The organism is Phyllobacterium bourgognense, assembly GCF_003337575.1.
In the GTDB taxonomy this organism is placed as follows: Bacteria; Pseudomonadota; Alphaproteobacteria; order Rhizobiales; family Rhizobiaceae; genus Phyllobacterium; species Phyllobacterium bourgognense.
Map to the genome: position 1 here is coordinate 435,908 of NZ_QPJM01000002.1, position 25,169 is coordinate 461,076.

At 55.6% G+C, this 25,169-nt stretch carries 25 protein-coding genes; 18 read left to right on the forward strand and 7 right to left on the reverse strand.

What is annotated here, in order from left to right:
* Window positions 1–234 precede the first annotated feature (234 nt).
* The 4 genes from ade to C7476_RS05770 are packed head-to-tail and all read left to right on the forward strand — an operon-like array spanning window position 235 to window position 4,384.
* On the forward strand, window positions 235–2,040 hold the full coding sequence (gene ade / locus C7476_RS05755) for an adenine deaminase (protein WP_114429047.1): 1,806 nt from the start codon (window positions 235–237) through the stop codon (window positions 2,038–2,040).
* Window positions 2,037–3,296 carry a threonine ammonia-lyase IlvA gene (ilvA, locus tag C7476_RS05760; protein ID WP_114428923.1) on the forward strand — a complete coding sequence of 420 codons (1,260 nt, stop codon included), beginning with the start codon at window positions 2,037–2,039 and terminating at the stop codon, window positions 3,294–3,296. The genes ade and ilvA overlap by 4 nt, the downstream gene beginning before the upstream one ends.
* A 9-nt stretch (window positions 3,297–3,305) precedes the next feature.
* Window positions 3,306–3,851 carry a DUF1697 domain-containing protein gene (locus C7476_RS05765; RefSeq protein WP_114428924.1) on the forward strand — a complete coding sequence of 182 codons (546 nt, stop codon included), beginning with the start codon at window positions 3,306–3,308 and terminating at the stop codon, window positions 3,849–3,851.
* Entirely contained in the window at window positions 3,848–4,384 is a 537-nt protein-coding gene (locus C7476_RS05770) for a DUF1697 domain-containing protein (protein WP_114428925.1), read from the forward strand. Before C7476_RS05765 ends, C7476_RS05770 begins: the two co-directional genes overlap by 4 nt.
* Here C7476_RS05770 and C7476_RS05775 read toward each other — a convergent pair.
* Complete coding sequence (locus tag C7476_RS05775) at window positions 4,360–5,784, reverse strand: aminotransferase-like domain-containing protein (RefSeq protein ID WP_114429048.1); 1,425 nt, start codon at window positions 5,782–5,784, stop codon at window positions 4,360–4,362. The genes C7476_RS05770 and C7476_RS05775 overlap by 25 nt on opposite strands.
* 113 nt (window positions 5,785–5,897) lie before the next feature.
* On the opposite strand from C7476_RS05775, the gene C7476_RS05780 reads away from it, so the two are divergent.
* The 8 genes from C7476_RS05780 to C7476_RS05810 all read left to right on the forward strand — a co-directional run bounded on the left by C7476_RS05780 (window position 5,898) and on the right by C7476_RS05810 (window position 12,848).
* Entirely contained in the window at window positions 5,898–6,761 is an 864-nt protein-coding gene (locus C7476_RS05780; RefSeq protein WP_114428926.1) for a DMT family transporter, read from the forward strand.
* Between the two features lie 330 nt (window positions 6,762–7,091).
* Window positions 7,092–8,423 carry a DEAD/DEAH box helicase gene (locus tag C7476_RS05785; protein WP_114429049.1) on the forward strand — a complete coding sequence of 444 codons (1,332 nt, stop codon included), beginning with the start codon at window positions 7,092–7,094 and terminating at the stop codon, window positions 8,421–8,423.
* Between the two features lie 168 nt (window positions 8,424–8,591).
* A complete protein-coding gene (locus C7476_RS05790; RefSeq protein ID WP_114428927.1) occupies window positions 8,592–9,626 on the forward strand; it encodes a cysteine synthase A in 1,035 nt (344 codons plus the stop codon).
* Complete coding sequence (locus C7476_RS05795) at window positions 9,626–10,372, forward strand: alanyl-tRNA editing protein (protein ID WP_114428928.1); 747 nt, start codon at window positions 9,626–9,628, stop codon at window positions 10,370–10,372. The genes C7476_RS05790 and C7476_RS05795 overlap by 1 nt, the downstream gene beginning before the upstream one ends.
* Before the next feature lie 2 nt (window positions 10,373–10,374).
* Window positions 10,375–11,226, forward strand: coding sequence for a 3-mercaptopyruvate sulfurtransferase (gene sseA / locus C7476_RS05800; protein WP_114428929.1), 852 nt, complete (start codon window positions 10,375–10,377; stop codon window positions 11,224–11,226).
* 3 nt (window positions 11,227–11,229) lie between these two features.
* The gene (locus C7476_RS05805; protein ID WP_114428930.1) at window positions 11,230–11,757 is read left to right on the forward strand and encodes a GNAT family N-acetyltransferase; all 528 of its coding nucleotides are present in this window, start codon (window positions 11,230–11,232) and stop codon (window positions 11,755–11,757) included.
* A 109-nt stretch (window positions 11,758–11,866) separates the two neighbouring features.
* Window positions 11,867–12,304 (forward strand): hypothetical protein, encoded by a 438-nt coding sequence (locus C7476_RS27805; RefSeq protein WP_147274619.1) that lies wholly within the window; start codon window positions 11,867–11,869, stop codon window positions 12,302–12,304.
* Between the two features lie 70 nt (window positions 12,305–12,374).
* Entirely contained in the window at window positions 12,375–12,848 is a 474-nt protein-coding gene (locus tag C7476_RS05810; protein ID WP_114428931.1) for a DUF1203 domain-containing protein, read from the forward strand.
* A gap of 182 nt (window positions 12,849–13,030) precedes the next feature.
* Here C7476_RS05810 and ald read toward each other — a convergent pair whose 3' ends face one another.
* Entirely contained in the window at window positions 13,031–14,146 is a 1,116-nt protein-coding gene (gene ald, locus C7476_RS05820) for an alanine dehydrogenase (RefSeq protein ID WP_114428933.1), read from the reverse strand.
* A 304-nt stretch (window positions 14,147–14,450) separates the two neighbouring features.
* Between ald and C7476_RS05830 the strand changes: the two genes are divergently transcribed.
* Window positions 14,451–14,936 carry an Lrp/AsnC family transcriptional regulator gene (locus C7476_RS05830; protein WP_114428935.1) on the forward strand — a complete coding sequence of 162 codons (486 nt, stop codon included), beginning with the start codon at window positions 14,451–14,453 and terminating at the stop codon, window positions 14,934–14,936.
* Window positions 14,937–15,114: 178 nt separating this feature from the next.
* On the opposite strand, the gene C7476_RS05835 is transcribed toward C7476_RS05830, so the two are convergent.
* Together C7476_RS05835 and C7476_RS05840 are read right to left on the reverse strand one after the other, a co-directional pair.
* Window positions 15,115–15,471 (reverse strand): hypothetical protein, encoded by a 357-nt coding sequence (locus C7476_RS05835; RefSeq protein ID WP_114428936.1) that lies wholly within the window; start codon window positions 15,469–15,471, stop codon window positions 15,115–15,117.
* A complete protein-coding gene (locus tag C7476_RS05840; RefSeq protein WP_114428937.1) occupies window positions 15,468–16,724 on the reverse strand; it encodes an SAM-dependent methyltransferase in 1,257 nt (418 codons plus the stop codon). The genes C7476_RS05835 and C7476_RS05840 overlap by 4 nt, the downstream gene beginning before the upstream one ends.
* Window positions 16,725–17,179: 455 nt before the next feature.
* On the opposite strand from C7476_RS05840, the gene C7476_RS05845 reads away from it, so the two are divergent.
* The 4 genes from C7476_RS05845 to C7476_RS05860 are packed head-to-tail and all read left to right on the forward strand — an operon-like array spanning window position 17,180 to window position 21,874.
* Entirely contained in the window at window positions 17,180–17,728 is a 549-nt protein-coding gene (locus C7476_RS05845; protein ID WP_114428938.1) for a Csu type fimbrial protein, read from the forward strand.
* Between the two features lie 27 nt (window positions 17,729–17,755).
* Complete coding sequence (locus C7476_RS05850) at window positions 17,756–18,472, forward strand: fimbrial biogenesis chaperone (protein ID WP_114428939.1); 717 nt, start codon at window positions 17,756–17,758, stop codon at window positions 18,470–18,472.
* Window positions 18,459–20,885: a fimbria/pilus outer membrane usher protein gene (locus C7476_RS05855; protein WP_245426127.1), complete on the forward strand. Its 2,427-nt coding sequence runs from the start codon at window positions 18,459–18,461 to the stop codon at window positions 20,883–20,885. The genes C7476_RS05850 and C7476_RS05855 overlap by 14 nt, the downstream gene beginning before the upstream one ends.
* Entirely contained in the window at window positions 20,882–21,874 is a 993-nt protein-coding gene (locus C7476_RS05860) for a Csu type fimbrial protein (RefSeq protein WP_114428941.1), read from the forward strand. The genes C7476_RS05855 and C7476_RS05860 overlap by 4 nt, the downstream gene beginning before the upstream one ends.
* Window positions 21,875–22,288: 414 nt before the next feature.
* On the opposite strand, the gene C7476_RS05865 is transcribed toward C7476_RS05860, so the two are convergent.
* The gene (locus C7476_RS05865) at window positions 22,289–22,696 is read right to left on the reverse strand and encodes a hypothetical protein (RefSeq protein WP_147274621.1); all 408 of its coding nucleotides are present in this window, start codon (window positions 22,694–22,696) and stop codon (window positions 22,289–22,291) included.
* A gap of 138 nt (window positions 22,697–22,834) precedes the next feature.
* The gene (locus C7476_RS05870; RefSeq protein WP_114428943.1) at window positions 22,835–24,340 is read right to left on the reverse strand and encodes an NAD(P)H-hydrate dehydratase; all 1,506 of its coding nucleotides are present in this window, start codon (window positions 24,338–24,340) and stop codon (window positions 22,835–22,837) included.
* 146 nt (window positions 24,341–24,486) lie between these two features.
* Here C7476_RS05870 and C7476_RS05875 point away from each other — a divergent pair, with 146 nt between their 5' ends.
* On the forward strand, window positions 24,487–24,735 hold the full coding sequence (locus tag C7476_RS05875; RefSeq protein ID WP_114428944.1) for a DUF2171 domain-containing protein: 249 nt from the start codon (window positions 24,487–24,489) through the stop codon (window positions 24,733–24,735).
* A 31-nt stretch (window positions 24,736–24,766) separates the two neighbouring features.
* Here the strand turns inward: C7476_RS05875 and C7476_RS05880 are convergent, their stop codons facing one another.
* On the reverse strand, window positions 24,767–25,075 hold the full coding sequence (locus C7476_RS05880) for a DUF6665 family protein (protein WP_114428945.1): 309 nt from the start codon (window positions 25,073–25,075) through the stop codon (window positions 24,767–24,769).
* Between the last annotated feature and the right edge of the window lie 94 nt (window positions 25,076–25,169).

Consider the following 25,169-nt stretch of genomic DNA (forward strand, 5'->3'; position numbering starts at 1 on the left):
CCCAGAACAACGCTTGTGAATTGCCGCAGTCAGACCATGCCAACGCTTCCCCCGGTCATTGGCAACTCCGTTTTCGACGCGGCGCATGAGACCTATCGGACGCAACGATCGCGGTTCTGTCAAGCAATTCATGGATTTCGCCGAATTTTTTGAGAATTCCACTGTGAACAGAGCAGTCACGTTGTTTTTTGGTATATGCATATTCGAATAGATCAGGCGATCGGAGTGACGGCGATGAGCAAACAGGCAGCCAAACCAGCAATATGGACGGAATCAGCGCCGCTGCTTGTTGACGTTGCGATGGGCCGCAAACATGCCGATCTGGTTGTCCGCAACGGTCGTCTGGTAAGCGTCTATTCCGGAGAAATCATAGCTGGTACCGATCTTGCGATTGTGGCCGGGCGCTTTGCCTTTGTCGGGCAAGGAGCGGAGCACTGCATCGGGCCGAAAACGAAGGTCGTTGACGCGGGTGGACGCTATCTCGTGCCTGGTCTGTGCGACGCGCATATGCATGTCGAAAGCGGTATGGTCACGGTGACTGAGTTTACGCGCGCCGTCATTCCTCATGGTACTACGTCGATGTTCATTGATCCGCACGAGATCGCCAATGTGTTGGGGCTCGATGGCGTCCGCCTGATGCACGACGAAGCGCTTGCCATGCCGATCAATGTGCACGTGCAGATGCCGAGTTGTGTTCCATCGGCACCGGGATTGGAGAATGCAGGTGCCTCCATAAGCCCGGACGACGTTGCCGAAGCGATGACGTGGCCCAATATCATCGGTCTCGGCGAGGTGATGAACTTTCCTGGAGTCGCCAACAACGACGCCACCATGCGGGGTGGTATTGACGCCACCGTAAAGGCCGGAAAGACAGTCGGGGGGCATTTTGCATCGCCCGAGCTTGGACGTGCTTTCCACGGTTACGTGGCAGGGGGGCCCGAAGACGACCATGAAGGTACCCGCATGGAGGATGCTATTGCCCGGGTGCGTCAGGGCATGCGAGCTATGCTGCGTCTCGGATCCGCTTGGTACGATGTTGCCCGCCAGATCAAAGCGGTTACGGAACAGGGCCTCGATCCGCGCAATTTCATCCTGTGCACCGATGACAGTCACTCAGGCACGCTTGTGAACGAAGGTCATATGGACCGTGTCGTCCGTCACGCCATAGCCCAGGGGTTAAAACCAGTGACGGCGATCCAGATGGCGACACTCAATACAGCGCAGCATTTTCGGCTGGAGCGGGAGATCGGCTCAATCACACCGGGACGACTTGCAGATTTCCTTCTTGTATCAGACTTGCCAAATCTGACGATCGACCGTGTTTACGCGCGGGGCGCGCTTGTTGCGGAGAAAGGTAAGCTCGTCGCTGAGATTCCGGCCTACAACTATCCAGCATTTGCCAAGAATACGATCAAGCTCGGGAAAAATTTGAAGGCCAGAGATTTTGATATCAAGTCTCCGAGACCCACAAAGCAGATCACCGCGCGTGTGATCGGCGTCATCGAAAATCAAGCGCCCACAAAAGCATTGGAGGCGGAGTTGTCAGTCTCGGACGGCATTGTTCAAATGGATCGACGCAACGATGTCTGCCAAATCGCTCTCGTCGAGAGGCATCGCGGAACAGGGAAGGTGGTTAACGGCTTTGTCTCCGGCTTTGGCTATACCCTCGATTGCGCTATGGCCTCAACTGTCGCCCACGATAGTCACCACATGATTGTCGTTGGCACCAACAAAGACGATATGGCCAAGGCTGCCAATCGGCTTGGTGAAGTTGGCGGTGGTGTGGTGCTGTTTTCCAAGGGCCGGGAACTTGCCATGGTGGAAATGCCTATCGCTGGCCTGATGTCTGATCAGCGCGCTGAAATCGTCGCAGCAAAGGCTGATAAACTCGTCAACGCCATGCGTGCGATGGGCTGTACTCTCAATAACGCCTATATGCAGCATTCGCTGCTGGCGCTGGTGGTCATTCCGGAATTGCGTATATCTGATGTCGGGATTATCGATGTCCGGACATTTACGAAGGTTGGCCTGTTCCTATGACTGCATTCATCAAGGCCGTGGATCGCGCGACGGAAAAAATGCGCGTGCTGTTTCCCGAAACACCGCTGCAACTCAACCATTATCTCTCCCAGAAATACGGCGCACAGATCTGGCTCAAGCGCGAAGATCTGTCACCTGTGCGGTCCTACAAGATCCGGGGCGCGTTCAATTTCATCTCTCATTATCTGAGCGAGCACAAGTCAGAGGATTCGTCTTTTGTTTGTGCTTCGGCAGGAAACCACGCACAGGGTTTTGCCTTCATCTGCCGGCATTTTGGCAAAAAGGGTGTCGTTTTCATGCCGGTGACGACACCGCAACAGAAGATCGACAAGACGCGCAGTTTTGGCGGCGAGTTCATCGAAATCCGCCTGTTCGGAGATATCTTCGATCAATGCTACGCTGCTGCGCAGGACTATGCTGCGACAAGCGGCGCAATCATGGTTCCGCCTTTCGACCACATGGATATCATCACTGGGCAAGCGACCGTGGCGCATGAAATCGCCACGCAGCTGCCGGACAAGCGCAAGCCCGACCTGATGATCCTGCCTGTCGGCGGTGGCGGGCTTTCCGGTGGTGTTACACGCTATCTTGGCGATCTCGGCTGGGAGACCCGCTTCCGCTTCGTTGAGCCAGCCGGTGCGCCAAGCCTGAAACGCAGTCTCGAAGCAGGCAAACGTATCAAACTTGACACTGTGGACAATTTCGTCGACGGCGCCGCAGTTGCAGAGATCGGCCGCGAAAACTTCAAATTACTCAAAGGCTTCACGGCAGACTCTGTCACTTTGATTCCAGAAAACCGCCTGAGCTCAACCATTCTCGAGATGCTCAACATCGAGGGCATCGTAGTAGAGCCGGCCGGCGCTCTCGCCATCGATGCACTCAAGGATTTCAAGAAGAGCGATATCAGGAACAAACGGATCGTTCTGGTTATATCAGGCAGCAATTTCGATTTTGAACGGCTGCCGGAGCTGAAGGAGCGGTCGCTGCGATACGAGGGACTGAAGAAGTATTTTATCTTCCGGTTCCCGCAGCGGCCGGGCGCTTTGCGGTCGTTTCTTGACCTTTTGGGACCGGACGATGATGTTGCGCGTTTCGAATATCTCAAGAAGTCCGCGCGCAATTTCGGTTCCGTCCTCATCGGTATCGAAACCAAGAACAAGCTCAATTTCGACATGCTGTTCAAACGTTTCGACGAAGCAGGTTGGGCATATCAGGACATCACCGACAATGAGACCATTGCCGGATTGATTATCTGAGGAGGCATAGTGACCTGCTGGATCATTCTGTTTCGCGGTGTCGGCGGTGATACGTTGCTTCCTGTGCAGCCATTGAAAGCGGCCTTGGTCGAGGAAGGCTTTAAGTCCGTTGTAACCTATATCAACACCGGCAATGTCGTTCTCACCTCAAATGATGCGCCGAAGCGTATCGTTAAGCGTGTGGCTACGATCGCACTGGAACATTTTGGCTTCTCCAAGCACATCATGATCGTTAGTAGGGCGGAATGGGCCAGACTCATTACCCAAAATCCATTCCCGCTGGCTGTGAGTGAACCGGCAAAACTTCATGCCTATGTTCTGGAACGGGCACCTGATCCCGGGGCAGTGAAGGCACTGGAGCAAAAAGCGATAGGGCCGGAGCAGTTCGAGATAAGGGGCAGGGTGCTGTATTACTACACACCACAAGGCGTTTCGAATGCACGACTGCATCCTAAGATTGAGAAAACATTGAAAGTTGCAGCTACAGCGAGAAACTGGAATACAGTGCTCAAGCTGGCCCATTTGGCTAAGCAAATGGCGGGGGATGCAAAGTGACTATCTATATTGTGCTGTTTCGCGGCATCAATGTTGGCGGCAACAAAAAAGTTAACATGGAAGCACTGCGGGACATGCTTGTTGGGGCCGGCTTCGAGGGTGTGAAAACCTATGTACAAAGCGGCAACGTCGTTCTCAGGTCCAACAAGACGGCGCGCCAGATTGCCGAGGCAATTTCGAGCATTTTCGTGAAAACGTTCAGTTTCGAATCGCGTGTCTCCATTCGTAACATTGATGAATGGAACTGTATGATCGCGAAGAATCCTTATCCCCAAGCCCAAGAAAACCCAAAGTCGCTTCACGCCGTCATTCTTGATGAAGACCCGACTGACACTGCGCTTGAAAATTTTGCCAGCAAAGCGAGTGAGACCGAAAGTTTTACTGTCAGGAACCGTGTTCTTTACCTCTATACGCCCGACGGTTTTGGCACTTCGAAACTCGCCCTCGCACTCGACAAGGCGCTGAAAGTGCCGCTCACCGCGCGCAACTGGCGCACCGTCTTGGCCCTTCAAAAACTGGCGGAAGCGGCCTGATCGGCAATCAGTCTTTGCAGTACCGTGAAAATAAGCGGGTCGTTGCACTGCGCCACATTGAAACGCATGTAAGAAGATGCGGCCTGCGACTGGCTGAACACATTGCCTGGCGCAAAAATGACACCTTCTCCCAGACCGCGCTGCGCAATTTTTGCAGCATCCACGCCTTCGGGCAGTTTGCACCACAGAAACATGCCGCCGCGCGATTCAATCCAGGGAACCAAGCCGAGCGACTTCAGCTTGGCGATTGTGTCGCCCATGCTCTTTGCCAGTTGCGTGCGCAGGCCGTCCATGTGCTTGCGATAGCTTCCATCCTTCAGCATGAATAGTACGAGTTCTGCACCCAGGCGTCCGCCACCAAAGGATGTAGCGATACGCAAATCCACTAGCCCTTCGATCCAGTCGCGCCGCGCAGCAATGAAGCCGCAGCGAACAGATGCCGATAGCGATTTGGAAAAGCTGCCGATATGCACGACCCGATCTAGCCCATCGAACGCAGCGAGCCGAGGTGCCGATTCATGTTCGAAATCGGCAAAGATATCATCTTCGATGATTGTCAGATCGTGCTGTTCTGCAAGCTTGAGCAGCCGGTGGGCGACGACGGGCGAAAGCACTGCGCCAGTGGGGTTATGCAGGGCGGAATTGGTAATGTAGAGGCGGGGTCGGTGTTCCGAAAGCGCGTCCGCAAAACGGTCGAGGTCGGGACCGTTCGGCGTATAAGGTACCCCGATCACCTTAGCGCGATGGGCCTTGAGCAAGGCGTGGAAGTTGAAATAACACGGGTCGTCGACAATGACGGCATCCCCAGGCTCAATCAGGAAACGGCAAAGTAGATCGATTGCCTGCGTGCCCGATTCCGTCAACATGATCTGGTCGGGCACCGCCTCAATGCTATGGCCACCCATGCGGCGCGCAAGTAATTGGCGCAATGGTTTCAACCCTAGCGGCGATGCATAGTCGGTGAGGGAGGACCCATCCGCCCTTCCCATGGCGCGCAGGGCGCGGCGAATTCCTGCTTCAGGCATCCATGGGGATGGTAGCCAACCACAGCCAGGCATCGCCATGCTGTCATTTGCATCGAGTGATGTGCGCGACACCCAAAGCGGATCAATGGCATGGTCCAGCCGCGGCCCGATTTCAGACAGTGACAAAGGCGGCATATGACCGGCGACATAAAAGCCTGAGCCGCGCCGGGACAAAATAACACCGTCGGCGGCGAGCCGATCATATGCCTCGACAATTGTCGATTTCGATACTGATAACGTCTCGGCAAAACTGCGTATCGAGGGGAGCTTTGCTCCCGGCGTGAGTGCCCGCCCAGCAATACGTTGACGGACCTCGCGCATCACGCGATTGACCAACGTACCGCCTTCGAGCTTGAGTTCAACGGTTTTGTCCATCTGTACTGCTTGCCATCCCATGACAGTTTGCGTGTATTGTACTGTACCGTATCTGGAAAATCTACGGCGCAAGGTGGATACAGCTCACGATGTGATCGCATGGCAGAGAAAATATGGACAAGATAACAAGCGGCTGGATTAACGGATTTATCGGCGTACTTATTTTCAGCGGGTCCTTACCTGCCACTCGGGCAGCCGTTGCCGGATTCGATCCCATCTTCCTGACCGGTGCGCGTGCCACGATTGCGGCTGCGCTGGCACTTGCCCTGCTACTGGCTTTCCGCGAAAAGCGCCCGATGAGGACGGATCTCGGCCCGTTGTTTGTAACTGCTATGGGCGTCGTCGTTGGCTTTCCACTTCTGACCGCGCTGGCGCTACGCCACATCACGTCGGCTCATTCCATTGTGTTCATCGGGCTTTTGCCGCTTGCAACTGCCATATTTGGTGTATTGCGCGGCGGCGAGCGCATGCGTCCCATGTTCTGGCTGTTTTCCTGTGCGGGCAGCCTGCTTGTTGCCGGATTTGCATTGTCGCAGAATTTCGCGGCCTCGCTAACCGGCGATCTTTTGATGTTCGCGGCCATTGTTGTTTGCGGTCTCGGCTACGCGGAAGGTGCCCAGTTGTCGCGCAAATTGGGGGGCTGGCAGGTGATCTGCTGGGCGCTGGTCCTTTCGTTGCCAGTCACGCTACCCCTGACCCTCTATGTCTTCCCGTCGGATTTGAGCATCATCAAACAGCCCGCCTGGATTGGCCTCTTCTACGTCTCGCTTTTTTCAATGCTGATAGGTTTCATTTTCTGGTATCGCGGGTTGGCTCAAGGCGGAATTGCGGCTGTCGGTCAACTGCAGTTGCTACAACCCTTCTTTGGTTTGGTTCTCGCTGCGACACTGCTGCACGAATCCGTCAGCTGGCCGATGATCGCCGTCACTGTTGCAGTGATACTATGCGTGGCGGGGGCCAAGCGTTTCGCCAAATAGCTTGTTCGTTTTTGCGCCGCACAATAAAATCGTTTGCTTTTTGGCATAAGAAGGCCCATATGCCGGTCAGGCGCTTGGACCGGGCAACCCGGTCTTCCAGTTAAGGACTTCGTGGCGTCTGAGACCCATCCGCATGATGCGATGGGCACGGCTGCGCAAGTCGCATGAACCCAAAGCCATTGGCACAGGGTTCCTCGCGTCTCGTCGTTTATCCCAAAATTATTGCACGCAGGTTGCGCCCTGTGATGCGTTGTGTGGCCCGCGGTTTTCCGCGCCGGCCAATGAAAGAAGATTGAATTGGAAACTATTGAAACAAACGGCTTTGCCGCCATGGGTCTGAATGCCGTCCTGCTCAAAGCAGTCGAGGCAGCCGGAATGGCCACTCCAAAGCCCATCCAGGCACAGGCCATCCCTGCACAGCTCGCTGGTCAGGACATTCTTGGTATCGCCCAGACGGGGTCCGGCAAGACAGCGGCTTTCGCACTGCCGATCCTGCAGAAAATCATAACCATCGGTGACAAGCGCAAGGGTAAGACTGCCCGCGCGCTGGTTCTCGCCCCAACCCGCGAACTTGCCGTGCAGATCGAAGAGACGTTCCGTACCCTGGCCAAGGGCGCTCACATCTCCACCGCTCTCGTTCTTGGCGGTGTCTCGCGCATTGCCCAGATCAACAAGATGCAGGCTGGCGTCGATGTCTTGATTGCAACGCCAGGACGTTTGACCGACCTCGTACGTGACAACCGCGTTGATCTCTCGGAGACGCGCTGGCTCGTGCTCGACGAAGCTGACCGCATGCTCGACATGGGCTTCATCAACGATGTGAAGCGCATTGCCAAGGGCACTCATCGCGACCGCCAGACAGCTTTGTTTTCGGCAACGATGCCACAGGAAGTTGCCACATTGGCTGCAAGCCTGTTGCGCAATCCCGTTCGTGTGGAAGTTGCGCCGCAGGGCACAACGGCTGCCGAGATCAAGCAGGTCGTTCACATGATACCGACCAAGCAGAAGAAGCAGGTTTTGTCTGCCATGCTCAAGGATGCGGACTTGTCGTCTGTTATCGTCTTTACCCGGACCAAGCATGGCGCTGACGCGGTCACACGCGTTTTGGAGAAAGACGGCTATAACGTTGCGGCCATTCACGGCAACAAGTCGCAAAATGCACGCCAGCGCGCGTTGAACGGCTTCAAGGACGGTTCCGTGCGCATTCTGGTCGCAACCGATATCGCCGCGCGAGGCATCGATGTCGTTGGCATCAGCCACGTAATCAATTTCGATCTGCCGGACGAGCCAGAGAGCTATGTCCACCGGATCGGCCGTACAGGCCGCAACGGCGCGTCCGGTAAGGCGATCACGCTCTATGATCCGGCGGAAGAGGCTTCCAAGTTCAAGGCTGTCGAGCGCGTTACGCGTATGCGTCTGCCAATGGCGGACTCGCCGATCGACCTTTCGAGCCTCCCTGCTCGTGCTGCCAATAGCGACCAGCGCCCGCCGCGTCGCGAAGGCGGCAACGGGGCGCCTGGCAAAAAGCCGCATCGCGGCCAGTCTGCTGGCAAGCCGCGTGAACCGCGTGGTGAAAAGGTATGGAGCAATGATGCGGGTGCTCCCGCACAGAAGCGTCCATTCCGCCGCAACAAAAAAGGCTTCGGCGCAAGGGCTGCTTGACAGCTTCTGTTGACGTATTATCAGGCCGCTGGCACATCGTGTCGGCGGCCTTTTCATATGTGTCTTTGAAATAAATATCCGCATATCGTCTGGTTTGAAAAATTCTATGCTTGAACGGTTTGATCGGGACAAATAGGTTCAAGCCACGCAGAATGAAGGACTTGGCCTATGTATGATTCAGTGATCGACACCATCGGAAACACGCCGCTCATTCGTCTCAAGAAGGCTTCTGACCTCACTGGCTGCGAGATTTACGGCAAGGCAGAATTCTTGAATCCGGGCCAGTCCGTCAAGGATCGCGCAGCGCTCTATATAATCCGCGATGCCGAAGAACGCGGGCTTCTGAGGCGAGGTGGTGTGATCGTCGAAGGGACAGCGGGCAACACGGGTATCGGGCTTACCATGGTGGCCAAGACGCTTGGTTATCGAACCGTCATCGTTATTCCCGAAACGCAGAGCCAGGAAAAGAAAGATGCCCTCCGCCTTCTCGGTGCCGAGTTGGTAGAAGTGCCGGCTGTCCCCTACAAGAACCCGAATAATTATGTAAAGGTCTCCGGCCGTCTCGCGGAGCAGATGGCAAAAACCGAGCCGAATGGCGCCGTCTGGGCCAATCAGTTTGATAATGTCGCCAATCGTCAGGCGCATGTGGAAACGACGGCACAGGAAATATGGCGTGATACGAATGGCAAGGTGGATGGTTTCATATGCGCGGTGGGCTCGGGCGGTACACTCGCCGGGGTAGCGCAGGGACTGAAAGCACGAGACGCGAATATCAAGATCGGACTTGCCGATCCACTTGGCGCTGCATTGTTCTCCTACTACACGACCGGCGAGTTCAAATCGGAAGGGAACTCGATAACCGAAGGCATCGGACAAGGCCGTGTCACCGCAAATCTTGTCGGATTTACGCCAGATTTTTCCTACCAGATCCCGGATGCTGAAGCGCTCGAGATTGTTTTCGATCTCGTCGAGGAAGAAGGGCTGTGTTTGGGGGGATCGTCGGGGATCAATATTGCCGGCGCGATCCGCATGGCGCGGGATATGGGGCCGGACAAGATTATCGTGACGGTGCTGTGCGACTACGGCAATCGCTATCAGTCCAAAATGTTCAATCCGGAGTTCTTGCGCTCCAAGGACTTGCCAGTTCCGGCATGGATGGAAGCAAAGGTCAATATATCCGTTCCCTTCGAGAATGCATCCTGATGGCATACGATACGGCTATTCTTTTTCGCGACGATTCTTATCTTAAAGAGATAGATGCGACAGTATTGGCAATAAACGAGCGGGGCGGCATCCTGACCGACCAGACCGTATTTTACGCCACTTCGGGCGGCCAACCCGGCGATACCGGTGTTTTTGTTCGTTCTGATGGCTCAACCATCGGCATCGCCGCAACGGTTACGGGTGAAAGCAAGGAAGAGATCATCCACGTACCGGCGTCCGACCAGACCCTTCCTGCAATCGGCGAAAAGCTCACTCTGCGCCTCGATTGGGACCGCCGCTACAAGCTGATGCGGATGCATACGGCCTGCCATCTGCTCAGTGTCGTTTGTCCTTTTCCGATTACAGGCGCGGCAGTCAGCGAGGATGACAGCCGTGTCGACTTTGATCTGCCGGACGCAGGTGTGACCAAGGAAAGCGTTACCCAGAAGATGATGGAACTGGTGAACGCCAATCATCCGATCTTCACCCGGTGGATTACGGACGACGAACTCGCTGCAAATCCCGGCCTGATCAAGTCCAAGAACGTAAGGCCGCCGACAGGGACGGGGCGTATCAGGCTGGTTTGCATTGGCGAAAACGCTTCGGTCGATTCGCAGCCGTGCGGCGGCACGCATGTCGCGACGACCGGTGAAGTTGGTGCGATCCACATTGGAAAAATCGAAAAGAAAGGCAAGGAAAACAGGCGGTTCCGCATCCGCTTCGGTCCATTGCCAGAGGGAGTATGAACGTGGCAGACAAAAGCCCTTTTGTGGTTTCAGCCGATTGGCTGCAGGAAAGACTGGGCCAGCCCGGTCTCAGCGTTCTCGATGCGTCCTGGTATCTTCCAGCTCAAAAGCGGGATGCCAAAGCTGAATATGATGCAGCCCACATTCCCGGTGCGATTTTCTTCGATCACGAAGAGATTTCGGATCCGGATTCATCGCTGCCGCATACCCTGCTCAATCCGGAAGCCTTTGCAGCCACAATCAGCAGCATGGGTATCACCAACGACGATACGATCGTGGTTTATGATGGACCTGGAATGACGACCTCGCCGCGCGTCTGGTGGATGTTGCGCACGTTTGGCGCAGAGAACGTCTCAATCCTGGATGGTGGATTCGACAATTGGAAAAGCGCCGGCAGGCCTGTCACCGACGAGGTGACCAGGATTGCCCCCTCGGCCTTTGTCCCGAACTTTGAAGCAAGCAAGGTGGCGAGTTTCGACGATATGCGTGAGATCGTCCAACGCCAATCCCGACAGATCGCGGACGCGCGGTCGGCCGGTCGCTTCAAGGGTGTCGATCCGGAGCCACGTGCTGGACTGCGGTCAGGCCACATGCCCGGCGCGCGGAATGTTCCTTCATCGAGTCTGGCTGACAATGGTTATCTGAAGGATATCAATAGTTTGCGCAAGGTTTTCGATGATGCCGGCATCGACTTGTCACGTCCCGTCGTGACGAGTTGTGGGTCCGGGATAACAGCCGCCGTGGTTACGCTTGCACTCGAATCGGTCGGTCATAAAGACAACATTCTCTATGATGGTTCCTGGACCGAGTGGGGCGGAGACAAAAACACTCCCGTCGCTACCGGCGAAGCTTAGATCATGACCAGACCACGAATATTGAAGACGCGTGTCACACATCTGGAAATGACGGAGCGGCCGACGCTATCCGTACCGACACCCGTCAGCTTCAAGCTGGCGCTCATGCGCGCGACGAAGATTTCATTACCCTTCTATCGCTTTCTCTATGAACAGGTTGGCAAGCCGCATCATTGGTCTGTCCATCGTCGTCTCAATGATGAAGAGCTGGCGGCAATAATCCATCGTAACAATGTCGATATACACGTCCTTTACGCCGATGGTTCACCAGCGGGCTTTTTTGAACTCGTCATCGATGAGGAGCAGGCGGTCACCGAAATCCTTTATTTCGGTCTGGTACCGGAGTTCCAGGGCAGGGGGCTCGCCAGGTTCTTCCTGAACGAAGCCATCCTGACCGCATGGATGAGCAGTCCGCAAAAGGTGATCATCGAAACAAATACGCTCGATAGTCCGCGCGCATTGCAAATGTATCAAAGAATGGGTTTTAAACCTGTCAGTTTTGCAGAAGCGGAAATAGAAGCTTGGGATTAGAGCCTCGGGCAATAATATAAACAGTCGTCAAATTTGTCTTTTGTCTTATAGGCGATTCCAGAATACCCCTCTATAGACGAGCTGTTGAGTGATTCTTTGGGGGTTAAGAATGAATTTGAAGAACATGGTGTGCGGCCTGTCATTGATAGTGACAGGCTTGTCGACTTCTGCTTGTCAAACAGATGACCTCAAGTTTACGAGGGCGGGATCGGCGATTTATACGATCCCAGCGAAGTCTGGCCACAAAACTGGTCTTTTAAGCAACTATATGGTCAATCCTGATTGTTCTGGTGGCAGAACTCCGGACTTCAAAGTTGTAACCGCGCCGGCAAATGGCACGATTGATCTTTGGCGAGGGTCTGTTTCTCCATCTTTCAGACAGGGCCATCCGCAACAGAAGTGTAATACACATAAAGTAGCGGCGGTTGGCGCGTTTTATACTTCCAGATCTGGTTTTGTCGGCACGGACAAGGTGGTCATTTCGAGCAAGGCTCCTGGCAGTGATGTTTACAGTTACATCACTGTTCACATCGACGTCACGAAATAGCGTTCTGCAAGAATCGGGTGGTTTCGTGCAAAATTTGGGTGTCTCCTTGCTTTGACAAAGGAGGCACCCGATGAAACCGATCCGATTCATAGCCATGACGACAACACTTGCCCGCCACTATCAAGCGGGCGGGGCGGATGCGAATGGTCAGGCACCCGAAATCTTTACTTCCGACGGGGATGGCGTTCCTTGCCGGCATTGTCTGCAGAACGTAAAGGCGGGCGACAAATATCTGGTGCTATCGCACCGGCCGTTCCCGGCACCGCAACCCTATGCTGAAACAGGGCCGATCTTCCTGCACGCGGAGGCCTGTGAGCGTCACGAGGAAACGGCAGAACTACCGGAAATGTTTAGCGAGAATAGCGATTATATACTTCGTGGCTATTCCTGCCAAAACCGTATCGTTTACGGCACGGGCGGTGTGATCAAGACGGATGGCATCGCAAACCGGGCTGAGGAATTGCTTAAACGGGACGATATCGCTTATGTCCATATGCGGTCGGCAAGGAACAATTGCTTCCAGTGTCGCATTGAGCTTGCATGAAAAGCATTCCCGCTCTGACGGCCTGCAAATGGCGTTTTTCTGCACTCCGGTGCTCACGTACCTTAAAGTACGCTGCGCTCCGGTGCTCGAAAACCACCATTTTCGTCTCGTCATAGCGCGAATCTCGACGGGCCCGGCGCACGTTCTGCTTGCACCGGGTTTCGTTGATTTATGCAGCAATATCAGGCAGCTATTGCCGATTTTGCCTCGACCATCTCGAGGCCGAGTGCCTCGGCAACAGCCTGATTGGTGATGCGTCCCTTGTGGACGTTAAGGCCGTTGCGCAGGTGCGGATTGTCAACGAGTGCCTTTACGCCGCGATCAGCCAACTGCAGACCATACTGCAAAGTCGCATTGTTCAACGCGTGAGCGGATGTTACCGGCACGGCCCCCGGCATGTTGGCGACGCAGTAGTGGATGATGCCGTCTACTTCATAAGTCGGGTCGGAATGCGTGGTCGCATGCGATGTCTCGAAGCAGCCACCCTGATCGATCGCAACGTCAACGATAACCGCACCCTTTTTCATGCCTGAAAGCATCTCGCGCGTCACAAGCTTTGGAGCAGCGGCACCCGGAATCAGCACCGCGCCGACGACGATGTCAGCAGAAAACACTTCATCATCAAGGGCTTCGATGGTCGAGTAGCGCGTATGAATACGCCCGCGGAAAAGGTCGTCCAGCTGGCGCAGACGCGGAATGGAGCGGTCAAGAATAGTGACGTCGGCGCCAAGGCCGGTCGCCATCATCGCAGCATTGATGCCAACGACGCCGCCACCGATAATGGTGACCTTGCCGGGTAGTACGCCGGGGACGCCACCAAGCAGAACACCTCGGCCGCCATTGGCCTTCTGAAGTGCCGTTGCCCCAGCCTGTATGGCCAGGCGCCCGGCAACTTCGGACATCGGCGCCAGCAACGGCAAGCCGCCGCGGTCATCGGTGACAGTTTCATAGGCAATAGCAGTGACACCGGACGCCAGCAAACCTTTGGTCTGTTCCGGATCCGGAGCGAGATGGAGATATGTATAAAGTAACTGACCTTCACGAAGCTGCGCCCATTCGGAAGACTGCGGCTCTTTCACTTTGACGATCATGTCTGCCTGCTGGAAGACTTCTTCGGCGGTCTTGACGACTTTTGCGCCTGCCGCTTGGTAGGCTCCATCGTCGGCGCCTATCCCCAAACCAGCTCCGGACTGGACGATGACCTCATGGCCGTGGGCAATGTATTCGCGTACGGCGCCCGGAGTGAGGCCGACGCGATATTCATGGTTTTTGATTTCCTTTGGGCAGCCTATGCGCATGACGTCTCCTGTTTGGCTTAGGGTGTGTTGACATTCACGCCATGGCGGCCTGCAAATGGCGCTTTTCTGCAATCCGGTGCTCATGAACGAGAACGTTCACTGCGCTCGTCGCTGAAGCGACTCCAAAAACCACCATTTTCGGCTCGCCCTGACCCAGAATCTCAGCACACCCGAGATGTTCCCTTTTGAGACAGATATAACAGCACGAATCGCGTGGCATGTCCTTGCCAAGACGGCTCGACGCCACGTGATTTTTCGAATATCCTTGCGCAAAAAGTCTGGATATAAGGGGGAAGTTCGAACAATGTCATTGGACAGGATTGATATCGCTATTCTCGACAGCTTGCAGAAAGATGGCCGCATGTCGAATGCGACGCTTGCCGAAAAGGTCGGGCTATCGCAGTCCGCGTGCTCGCGGCGGCTGGATATACTGGAGAAATCGGGCGTCATCCGTGGCTATCATGCACGTCTCTCCAACAAGATGCTCGGACACCCGGTTATCGTTATCGTCAACATTTCGCTGTCCGGACAGGCGGACAAACAGCTGCGTGAATTCGAGACCGCAGTAAAACTCTGCCCCAATGTATTGGTGTGTTATCTGATGTCGGGCGAATATGACTATCTCTTGCGTATTGCTGCAAAAGATCTTGAGGATTACGAGCGGATACATAAATTCTGGTTGTCGGCCATGCCGCACGTTACCAAGATAAACTCATCCTTTGCTTTGCGCGAAGTGGCGGATCGCACCGGTCTGGGCGTTGAAACGGCGCTTATAGAGACCGCCAGCTAGCGCAATTTCGCGTCGCTACAACCAAATTTCATCCCAGCGTTGAAAATTCTGCATCAGAATCGCAGTTTCTTGCATAGGAATCGCCACTTCTTGCATGAGTTCGGGACTTTTCTGCGTAAAAAATGTTTTGGATTGGCTTTGGTCGTTCAAAACCATGCTCAAACCGGTTTCCCGACCTTCACCCCGCTGCGAGCGTTTTTTTCACTTTCGCAGGCGCCTTGGCATGCCAGGCAAGTTTGATGCGGTGGCCAAGTTCCGCATCGGAAACGGCCTCCAGGTGCATGAGGATATAGGGCCAGCCTTTGTAGTGGTCGGTCTCGAAATAGATATTCGGAACGCTCTCCATCAGCAGCGGTTTCTCCTCTAGCGGGCAATGGATTGCAAATGTCTCCCAATCTTTCATGCGCCCGATGAACGAGGTCTTCACCTTCAACGAAGGTGTGCCATGAGTTGTGCTGCGCACGAGCTCGGGCAGGTGCAGCGACTCGGCGATTGTCCAGATCCGCTCAAATGATTCATCGAGCGAGTTGGTCATGATTTGTAAAACACCTGCCGCACGTCGATATATTCGGAGCGAAACCCCGCCTCGCAATAAAACAGATAGAATTCCCAGAGCTTTTTGAAGCGGCCATCGAAGCCGAGTTTGCGCAGCTGGTCCCACGAGCCCCAGAAGCGCTCGCGCCATTCGGCCAGCGTGCGGGCATAATCCTGCGGGAAGATGTTTTCGCGGTAGAGGTCGAGGCCGAACTCCTTGCCCAGGCTTTTCAGCCTCTCCGGTGTTGGCAGCATTCCGCCCGGGAAGACATAGCGCTGGATGAAATCCGGCCGTTTGCGATAGCGATCGAAGCTCTTGTCATTGATGGTGATGATCTGCATGCCGGCGCTGCCGCCCGGATTGAGGCAATCCTTGACCTTGCCGAAGAACACCGGCCAATATTTTTCCCCAACCGCTTCGAACATCTCGATCGAGGCGACATGGTCATATTTGCCGGTCTCGTCGCGATAATCCTGAAATTTGATCTCGGCCATGCCGGAAAGCCCGGCCTTTTCGATGCGCTGCGTCGCATAGTCGAATTGCTCGCGACTGATGGTCAGCCCGGTGACATGCGCGCCGATCTCACGCGCCGCATATTCGGCAAAGCCACCCCAGCCGCAACCGATCTCCAGTACCCGCGACCCGGCAGTGATGCCGATATTATTGGCGAGCGCCCGGTATTTGGCGGTCTGGGCCGCTTCGAGATCATTGACGCCTTCATCGAACAGCGCCGAGGAATAGGTCATCGTCGGGTCGAGCCATTCTCTATAGAAGGCATTGCCGAGATCGTAGTGTGCCGAGATGTTCTTGCGCGACCTGCCTCGTGTATTGTCGTTCAGCCAATGACGCAGCCGCTGTACAGCGTTGATAAACCAGTTGGAGCCGCCGGCTAGGTCCTCACCCACCTCTTCATTGACGACGAAGAGCTCGAGAAAAGTCGTCACATCGGGGCTATCCCAATCGCCGTCCATATAGGATTCGGCAACGCCGATGGTGCCGCCGGCGAAGGCTCTGCGCGGCAAATTCCAGTTGTGCAGCACAACCGAGGCATCGGGGCCTCGCTGGCGTCCACCCACCTTGAAGACGTCCCGGTCGGGCGTGGTGATGGTCAAGGTGCCGCGTGGCAGGTGCGCCGCAGCGCGCAACGCCGCCTGTGCCTTGAGCGGCAAGCCTTTCAGCACCGCACTGACATTGTCCGGTGTCAGAAATCTCGTCTGGGTCACCGCATCCCCGGGTATCGACTCATTCAGCATCTGTTTAATTGTCCCGCACCCCTTGAGCCATTATTCACGGGAATGTCACAAATGTTCAAGTTGATTTTTATTGGACAGCGTTTTCGAAGAACTGGAATGAAGCACCTTGCGTTTGCAATTGGTGATTGAGCATGAGGCCACGCGATCTGGTGAAACTGCACCCGATTTTTGATCTCCGTCATGCGTCGATCCGGCACCGGCCATGAGCGTGGTACTGGAGACTTACATGAAAGGTTTGGACAATAGACTAAAGTATAATATCCAGAGACACGTAGAAGTTGTTATGTGTTTATTTGGTAACACGCTCCAGATGATTTTCATAGAAATAGGATTTACTTCGTATTCTGACCGGAATGCTGCTTGACCTGAAACATGCCTCAACTCATGTTAACCAAACGCCCCTCCCAATTAATAGGGGTCATTTTCATGTGATCAATTAATCAAGGAATTTTTTAATGACACCTCGTTTCCCCATACGCATCGCATGCGCCGCTGTCCTTGCGGCCTCGTTCGGTCTCACCGGTTCTGCATTTGCTGCATCCAGAACCGGAACTCTCAACGTGAAGCTTACGATTGAAAGTGGTTGCAGTGTTTACACTACTAATAGTGCCAATAGCACTATGGACTTCGGTACCTGGGCCACTTTGAGTGAAAACCTTGACCAGTCGACGACTTTTAATGTGTCGTGCACTGATGTTAGCACGGCAACCGCCAAAAAATCCGTTGAGGTCAGCCTTGATGGAGGCAAAAATGGAACAGTTGCCCAGCGCAAACTGGTCAAGACTGGCGACGCTACAAAGACGATCAACTATAACCTCTATACGGACAATACTTACGCCACTCCGTGGGGGGCTACTTCCGGGACCGATACCGTAACAAAGGAATTGCCGGCAACCACCAGTACCAATTTGGCCTTCACGGTTTATGGCCGTGTACCCGTGCAAGCCACACCCCCTGTGGGTGCCTACACGGATACTGTTGTTGTAACCCTGACGGCAAAATAACCAACCCGCACATCACAGGAGGACGCCATGCGATCCTTGTTATACGGCATGGGCCTTCTTGGCTTGTGCGCGTTGCAAACCAGTATTGCCGGGGCGTCCTCCCTGCAGGTTTCACCCACCCGTCTGGAAAAGGTGCTGCCGGAGTCGGCCGGCGTCATCACGCTCAGGAATGGCGACAACAAGCCTGTGAAGGTTCAGGTGCGGGTGTTCCGCTGGAGCCAGGTCATGGGCATCGAAAGGCTCGATCCGACAACCGACGTGGTCGCAAGCCCGCCGGTGGCGCAGGTTGGGGCAAACAATCAATACACCTTACGCGTCGTTCGCGTGAGCAAGAAGCCGGTCGCCATCGAGGAAAGCTACCGCGTTCTGGTCGACGAATTGCCGGACCCCTCGCAGATGAAGAATGGCAACGTCAATTTCACGGTGCGGTTCTCGCTACCCGTGTTCTTCAGAGCTGCCGAGACGCCGGCGGGGCAGGTGACCTGGAATATCCGGCGCGGCAATGGCGGCTATCTCTTGTCGGGAACCAACACCGGCGCGACGAAGCTGCGCGTGAAAGATGTTCAGCTCCTGCAGAACAGCAGGATCATTGCCATCAAGAAAGACGTTGCGGGGTATGTAACTGCCGGCGGCTCGGCACAGTTCGAGCTCGGCAATGCCAAAGGCCTGACCCCCGGTCCCGCCATCCTGAAACTTGAGACTGACAAAGGGCCGGTAGAAGCCAATGTCGATGTCAGCAATTAGCCGCGGCTCGTTAGCCCTGTGCCTTTCTGTCAGTCTCGTCGGGGCAGGGCAGGCGCAAGAGGTGCCCACCGATCCACTTGTCACCGCAGCTACCGAAGCCCGCGGCGCACAAGGGCTGCAGCTCGCCGTTTTTATCAATGAAGTGAACACGGATTTTGTCGGCACCTTCGAACAATTGCCGGATGGCAGTCTGACGGCGAAGCCCTCTGAGCTGGAAGAGGTCGGCATCAAACCGCTCAAGGCAGCGATCAGACGGGACGGGTCAATCCACCTCAACGATCTGCCCGGCATCGAATATCATGTCGTGCCGGAAACCCAGAGCATCTACGTTGTCGCCACAGATGCGGCGCGCGTGCCACGCAAGATCGATCTCGATGCCGAGCGCAGCGATCGCGAGCGCCCTAAGCCCACATCGAGTACGGGCGCGGTGCTGAATTATACGCTCTATTCGAGCTCGAACGACCTGACCGATGCGGATATCAAGCCGTTTCAGGGCATTTCCGGCGGCTTCGACGCCCGGTTTTTCAGCCCGCTAGGCACGGTCAATCAATCGTTTACGGCCAGTCTTTCCGACGGCGAACTGCACGGCTTCAAGCGCCTCAACACGACGTGGAATTATTCCGACCCGGAACGAATGATCACCTACAACGCCGGCGATTTCGTTACCCGCAGCCTGCCATGGACGCGCTCGGTCTATCTCGGCGGCATGCAGGTGGAACGTAACTTTGCCTTGCGCTCCGATCTGGTGACGTTGCCCATGCCGGTCGTCTCGGGCTCGGCCGCCGTGCCTTCGACCCTTGAGGTCTACTCGCAAAATGTAAAGACCTATACGTCCGACATTCCGGCGGGCCCGTTCGAACTCGCCAACCTCCCGGTCATCTCTGGTTCCGGCGAGGCTCAGGTCGTCATCCGCGATACGCTCGGCCGCGAGACGCGGACCACCTTGCCCTTCTACACAGCGAGCGAACAGCTGGCCAAGGGATTGATCGATTTCTCGGCGGAAGTCGGTTTTCCGCGCCGTAACTACGGCAGCGAATCCAATGACTATGCCAGCGATGTCTTCGGCACCGCGACCATGCGCTATGGCCTGACCAACTGGCTGACGCTGGAGGGACACGCGGAAGGCGGCGCCGATCTCCTCAATGGCGGCATAGGCGCCACTTTTCCCCTCGGGCGCTGGGGCGCGACATCGCTTGCCGCCGCCGGCAGCCAGCACGACGGGCAAACCGGCACGCTGCTCAATGGCTCGCTCGAACTTCGCTATGATGATTTTTCGCTCTATGGCCGCATGCAGCGCAGCTATGGCAATTATGACGACATCGCTTCGGTGAGTGCCGATAACGAACGCATTCGCGAACAATATAATTACTACTATCCAGGTTCGCGTACTTTCTCGGCTCGTATGCCGCGCGCGGTGGATCAGGTGAGCCTGAGCCTGCCGACGCTATTCAGCCGCTCCAATATCAATTTGTCGTTCACGCAGATTGAAACGGAGGGCGGCGACAAAATCCGTACCGCCAGCACCTCCTATAGCACTTCGCTGTGGAAGAACGCGTCGTTCTACGCCTCGGCCTTCAAGGATCTCGACGATAGCGACAGTTTCGGCGTCTATGCCGGTCTCTCCGTGTCCTTCGACAATGATATTTATGGTTCGACCGGTGTCGATCAGAACGGCAAAGACATTGCCGGTTTCGCCGAAGTTTCAAAGTCGGCAACCCGCGAGGAAGGAAGCTACGGCTGGAATGTGCGAACCAGCGAAGGCAAGACAGCCAATCGATCGGTTGGCGGCAACTATCGCAGCAAATATGCGCGTGTCGATGGTTGGGTCCAGCAATATGGCGATGCCGTTCGGGCCAGTGGCTCGCTGGACGGTGCCATTGCCGTTGCCGGCGGAGGTGTCTTCGCCACAAACCGCATTGATGATGCTTTTGCCGTGGTGGATGTCGGTGCGGCCAATGTCGAGGTGAGATCGCGCAACAATGTGGTTGGATACACCAATAGCAGCGGGCGGCTGATCGTGCCGGATCTCAATTCCTGGGACCCGAACCAGATCGATATCGACCCGCAAAACCTGCCCGTCGATGCCGTGGTGCGCGATACGCGCACAGTGGTGGTGCCAGCCAATAGTGGCGGTGTCGTCGTCGACTTCCACGTCAAGGAGGCCGCGGCCGCGGCGCTGGTCGGGCTGACCGATGCGGGCGGCAAGCCGCTTGACGCCGGGCTCCTCGGCCGGATCGATGGGTCGGATGCGACATTCGTCGTTGGTTATGATGGCGAGGCCTTTATCGAGGGGCTGTCGCGCAACAACAATGTCACCGTGGAATTCGTCAATGGTCAGACCTGCCATGCGGCCTTCGCCTATAGCCCGCAGCCCGGAACCCAGGTCGCAATCAAAAATGTGGTGTGCCAATGAAACGTTTTCTGCTGCCGTTGATGTGTTTGTTCGTGCTGTTTCTGGCATCGGGAAGCGCGTCAGCAGATACGAATTGTGCTTTCAACAGGTCGGGTGGGCTTGATTTTGGTAATTTGGATCCAGGATTGGGCGGCAGTTTTAACGAAACCATGCAGATAGATGCCAACTGCCAAAGCTACGTGGTGATCGACTTTGTGGGTATTTTCTCACAGCCCATTCGCGCGTGCATGTCACTTGACGCCGGTAGTGGCGGAGGGGACACAAATTGGCGCTATATGGTGGACCGCAACAATAAAAAGATCAAATATCAACTATATGGAGCTGCCAACCATGTGAACCCTTATAGGGCCGGCACTGCTGTTGCCAATGACATGAGGCTGGAATTCAGGTTCATCAGTCTTTTCACATGGGTGCCCAGCACCTCAAATTTCAAAATATACGGTTGGATTCCCGAAACAACGGGCCTTGAGGAAGGGGTCTATACGGATACTGTTCAGGCCACGTTCCGTTATGATGAATCCGGAGGATGGTTCTTTCCTTCAGGTTGCAGCTTCTCAGGCGGCAAGACAGCAACGACAACGTTGCAGGTCCGCGTTCACGTCAAGTCATTTTGTACATTGGATGTCAGTCAGCATATCGATTTCGGAAATTGGCAAGAACTGGACCAGCCTCGCGATCAGCAGGGTGCCGTGACGGTGCATTGCGACGCAAGCACGAAATATGCTGTCAAACTCGGATGGGGTGGTCAGGGCGACGTTAACAAGACCCGCAACATGGCGAATGGCAATGAGAAGATCAGCTATAATCTTTACAGGGACGACAAGCGAAGCCAGCCTTGGGGCGACAACGCAACGACAGGTTTTTTGAAAGACCAGCAAGGCGAGGGCAAAAAAAAGGTAATTCCGATCTATGCGCGCGTCCCGAAACAGGCGACTCCTTCGCCGGGAACCTACGCGGATAATGTAGTCGTTACGCTCGAATACAATTGACGGAAAGACGATGCGCAGGCGAGTCGGGCGTCATCGAACTGTGGCGATTGAAAAAGCAAAAGGCCGGGAGCTACCCGACCTTCCTAAGCTTACCTCGACACCAGTGCCAGTACATCCGTGGTCAAAAATGGAAATAAGCTATTCGCTATGTGTAATCATTAGCCTGCCATTGCGACGAATTGATGACGAGATTCACGCCATGGCGGCCTGCAAACGGCGCTTTTCTGTGTTCCGGTGCTCACGTACCAAAATGTACGCCGCTCCGCGCTCGAAAACCACCGTTTTCGCCTCGCCCTGACATGAATCTCGACACAACTTTGGAAATTGGAAGCGCGTACGCCGTACAAATCGCGCTTGAGAACAAGGTGAATGATCAAGGTAAAGACAGGGTTAATGGATCAATACAAATCCAAACTATCCGGGCCGGGCAGGGCCGAGCAATACATCGGCAGGTCCGCGCGTGCGGTCACAACGATAGCGCACCTCGTAGCGTGGGTCGAGGATAAGGGTGACATCCTGCGCGGTGCAGTTGCGCTCGGTAGACCGCAAATACTGTTCGGCAGCATCGCGGTAGACGACAGGAGGTGTGGAACCGAGACCAAGACCTTTGACGAACCCTTCAGTTGCAGAAGCGCTGCCTGCCGGCCCGATCATCAATCGGCTTTGCGCGATATTGTCATAGATGGTGTATCTGTCGCCATTGGCTGCTTTGTACTGCTGGGGTGAAATCCCCGCATAATTATCCTTGGCATATGAAATTGCGGCGCATCCTGCCAATGCAGCCATTAACATCGGGGCAATCGTTCGAAACAATATTCTCATAGTCAATCTCCTCAATCCCAAGGTTCGCGCTCTGGCGAATTGCAAATGGCGTTTTTCTGCGCGTCGGTGCTCGAATACCACCATTTTCGCCACTTCAGAGCGCCAATCTCAACAGTCCTGGTTGCGTTGCTGGAACCATCACTCCTGAACCAAACTCCCCAACAAATCTGAAAGAACAAACGCTGCTGCTGCAGGAAGATCCTCGGCAATCATGCCAAAACGCAGGCGGCGTGCCGCAGCGCCGTGAATGAAGACCGCCGCACAGGCGGCCTCGAATGCGGGCATACCCTGCGCCATCAGACCTGCGGCAAGTCCCGCGAGAACATCGCCCGACCCGGCCGTCGCCAAAAGCGGAGTTCCATTGGTATTGATTGCGGCGCGTCCATCAGGCGATGCGATAACAGTGTCGGCGCCCTTGTAAATGATGATCGCATGGGCACGGGCAGCGGCGGCGCGGGCCCGTTCGACCTTTGAAGGCACGTCTTTCTCGTCAATATCGGGAAAGAGACGCTTGAACTCGCCGTCGTGCGGCGTCAGCACCAGACGGATTTCCGGTGCGTTGCATGAGGCGTTGAAAAGGATGTCCGGATGATCCCGAAACGATGTGATCGCGTCGGCATCGAAGACCAGTTTCGCATCCTGGTTCCGCAGCAGGGCAAGGGCAAAGTCGCGGGCTTTTTCACCAATACCGAAACCAGGTCCGAGGACGAAACTTGAGGCCCTCCGTGTTTCGATAAAAGATCGCAAATCTTCCGGGTGGTCGCAGCGGCTGAGCATGATCGAGGTGAGATGGGCGGCATTGACGCCTAGCGCTTCCGCCGGCGACAGAAGTGTCACAGCGCCCGCACCACTTCTTGCTGCCGCCAACGCCGATAGCCGCGCGGCGCCTGTTGCGGTTGCACCGCCGGAAAATACCGCAACGTGACCACGCTTGTACTTGTGGGTATTGGCTTCCGGCGCAGGCATCTGGCCTCGCCAAAGGTCGGGCGTGTTTTCAAAACAGCGTGGCTGGATATCGTGCAGGACGTCGTTGCTTATGCCGATATCTGCGACGGTCAACTCGCCGCACAGATGCCGCCCCGGATACAGCAGGTGGCCGGGTTTCTTGCGAAAAAACGTTATTGTGCTTGTCGCCCTGAAGACCGGACCGAGCGGCTGGCCCGTCAAGCCATCGAGCCCCGAAGGCACATCGACAGCAACGCGCCTTACCGAAGCTTCGTTGGCACGCCCGATTGCGGCGGCCGCTTCGCCTGTTACCTCTTTGTTCAATCCTGCGCCGAACAGCGCATCGACAACGAGACTGCCGGAGTTTGGCCGGAACTCCCCGATGGGACGCGGCTGGAGCGGACACTCCTGGAGCACTCGTGCGGCGTCGGTCTGCGGCTTCGGTGTGCCGGATGACCAGACATCTACCGTCGCACCGCTCTCGGCGAGCAGCCTTGCAACGACATAGCCATCACCGCCATTGTTTCCGGGTCCGCACAGGACATGAAACCCGGAGGTGCCGCCATGTTTGGCGAGAAGGTGGCGGGCAATAGCCGCCCCGGCATTCAGCATCAGCCCGTATCCATCGCAAGGGCCGGCCGCGATCGACCGCCTGTCCGCTTCACCCATCTCTCCGGGCGTCAAAATTTCGTGGGTCATTTAGGGTCAGGACCTATCGGTATGATCGAAATGGAATTTCTGCGAACAAAGTAGAGGTTTCGCAACTGCCGCGTAACCCTTCAACGCAGCAATGCATCCAAAGTTCATTTCGAGCGTTCCTGTCGTGCAACTTCTGGAGGTAAGTCATGGCTGTAACAGGCATCAAAGAAAATATGGAAGTCATCGGAGCGGATGGTGTCCATGTAGGTACAGTGGATCACGTCGATGGGGCCCGCATCAAACTGACGAAAAAGGATAGCGGGGAGGGCTCGCACAGGGGCCATCATCATTATATTTCAACGTCGCTGGTGGCGGAAGTGGAAGGCAACAAGGTTCGGCTGTCGGCCAATTCGGATGTGGCGGTGATGTTTGAAGAAGAGAAATCCGAAAAGTAATCTTTATCGCCTGAAGAGCTCTTCAGGCCTGTCAGGCAGCACCGAGCCGCGCCAGCACCGCACGTGGAATGCCGTAGTGGCGGATTGCGTCGTCGTGATTGCGCAAGCCGCATAGTTCACGCTGGATGAAATATGCGTGGACTGCTCGCGCCGCGGCTTTAAGCTCGGGCAGTCGCTCCGGTTCCGGTGCGGCGTGAAGCTTTTCCAACGTCTGTTCGACCTTTTCTCCAGCACGGCCAAGCGCGGCGGCCATTTCCGCCATGATTTCCATATCAAGCGCGTTTGGCGGGCTGCCCCGGTCGAACCTGGCGGCTATGCTTTGCGGTGGTCTGAATGACATGGCGGTCTATCAATTTTTGGCTACGGGATGACGGCGATTCGAGCATAAAGCTCATGCGCGCGCAAGAAGCGGCGGAACATTAGCGGACGCGTTG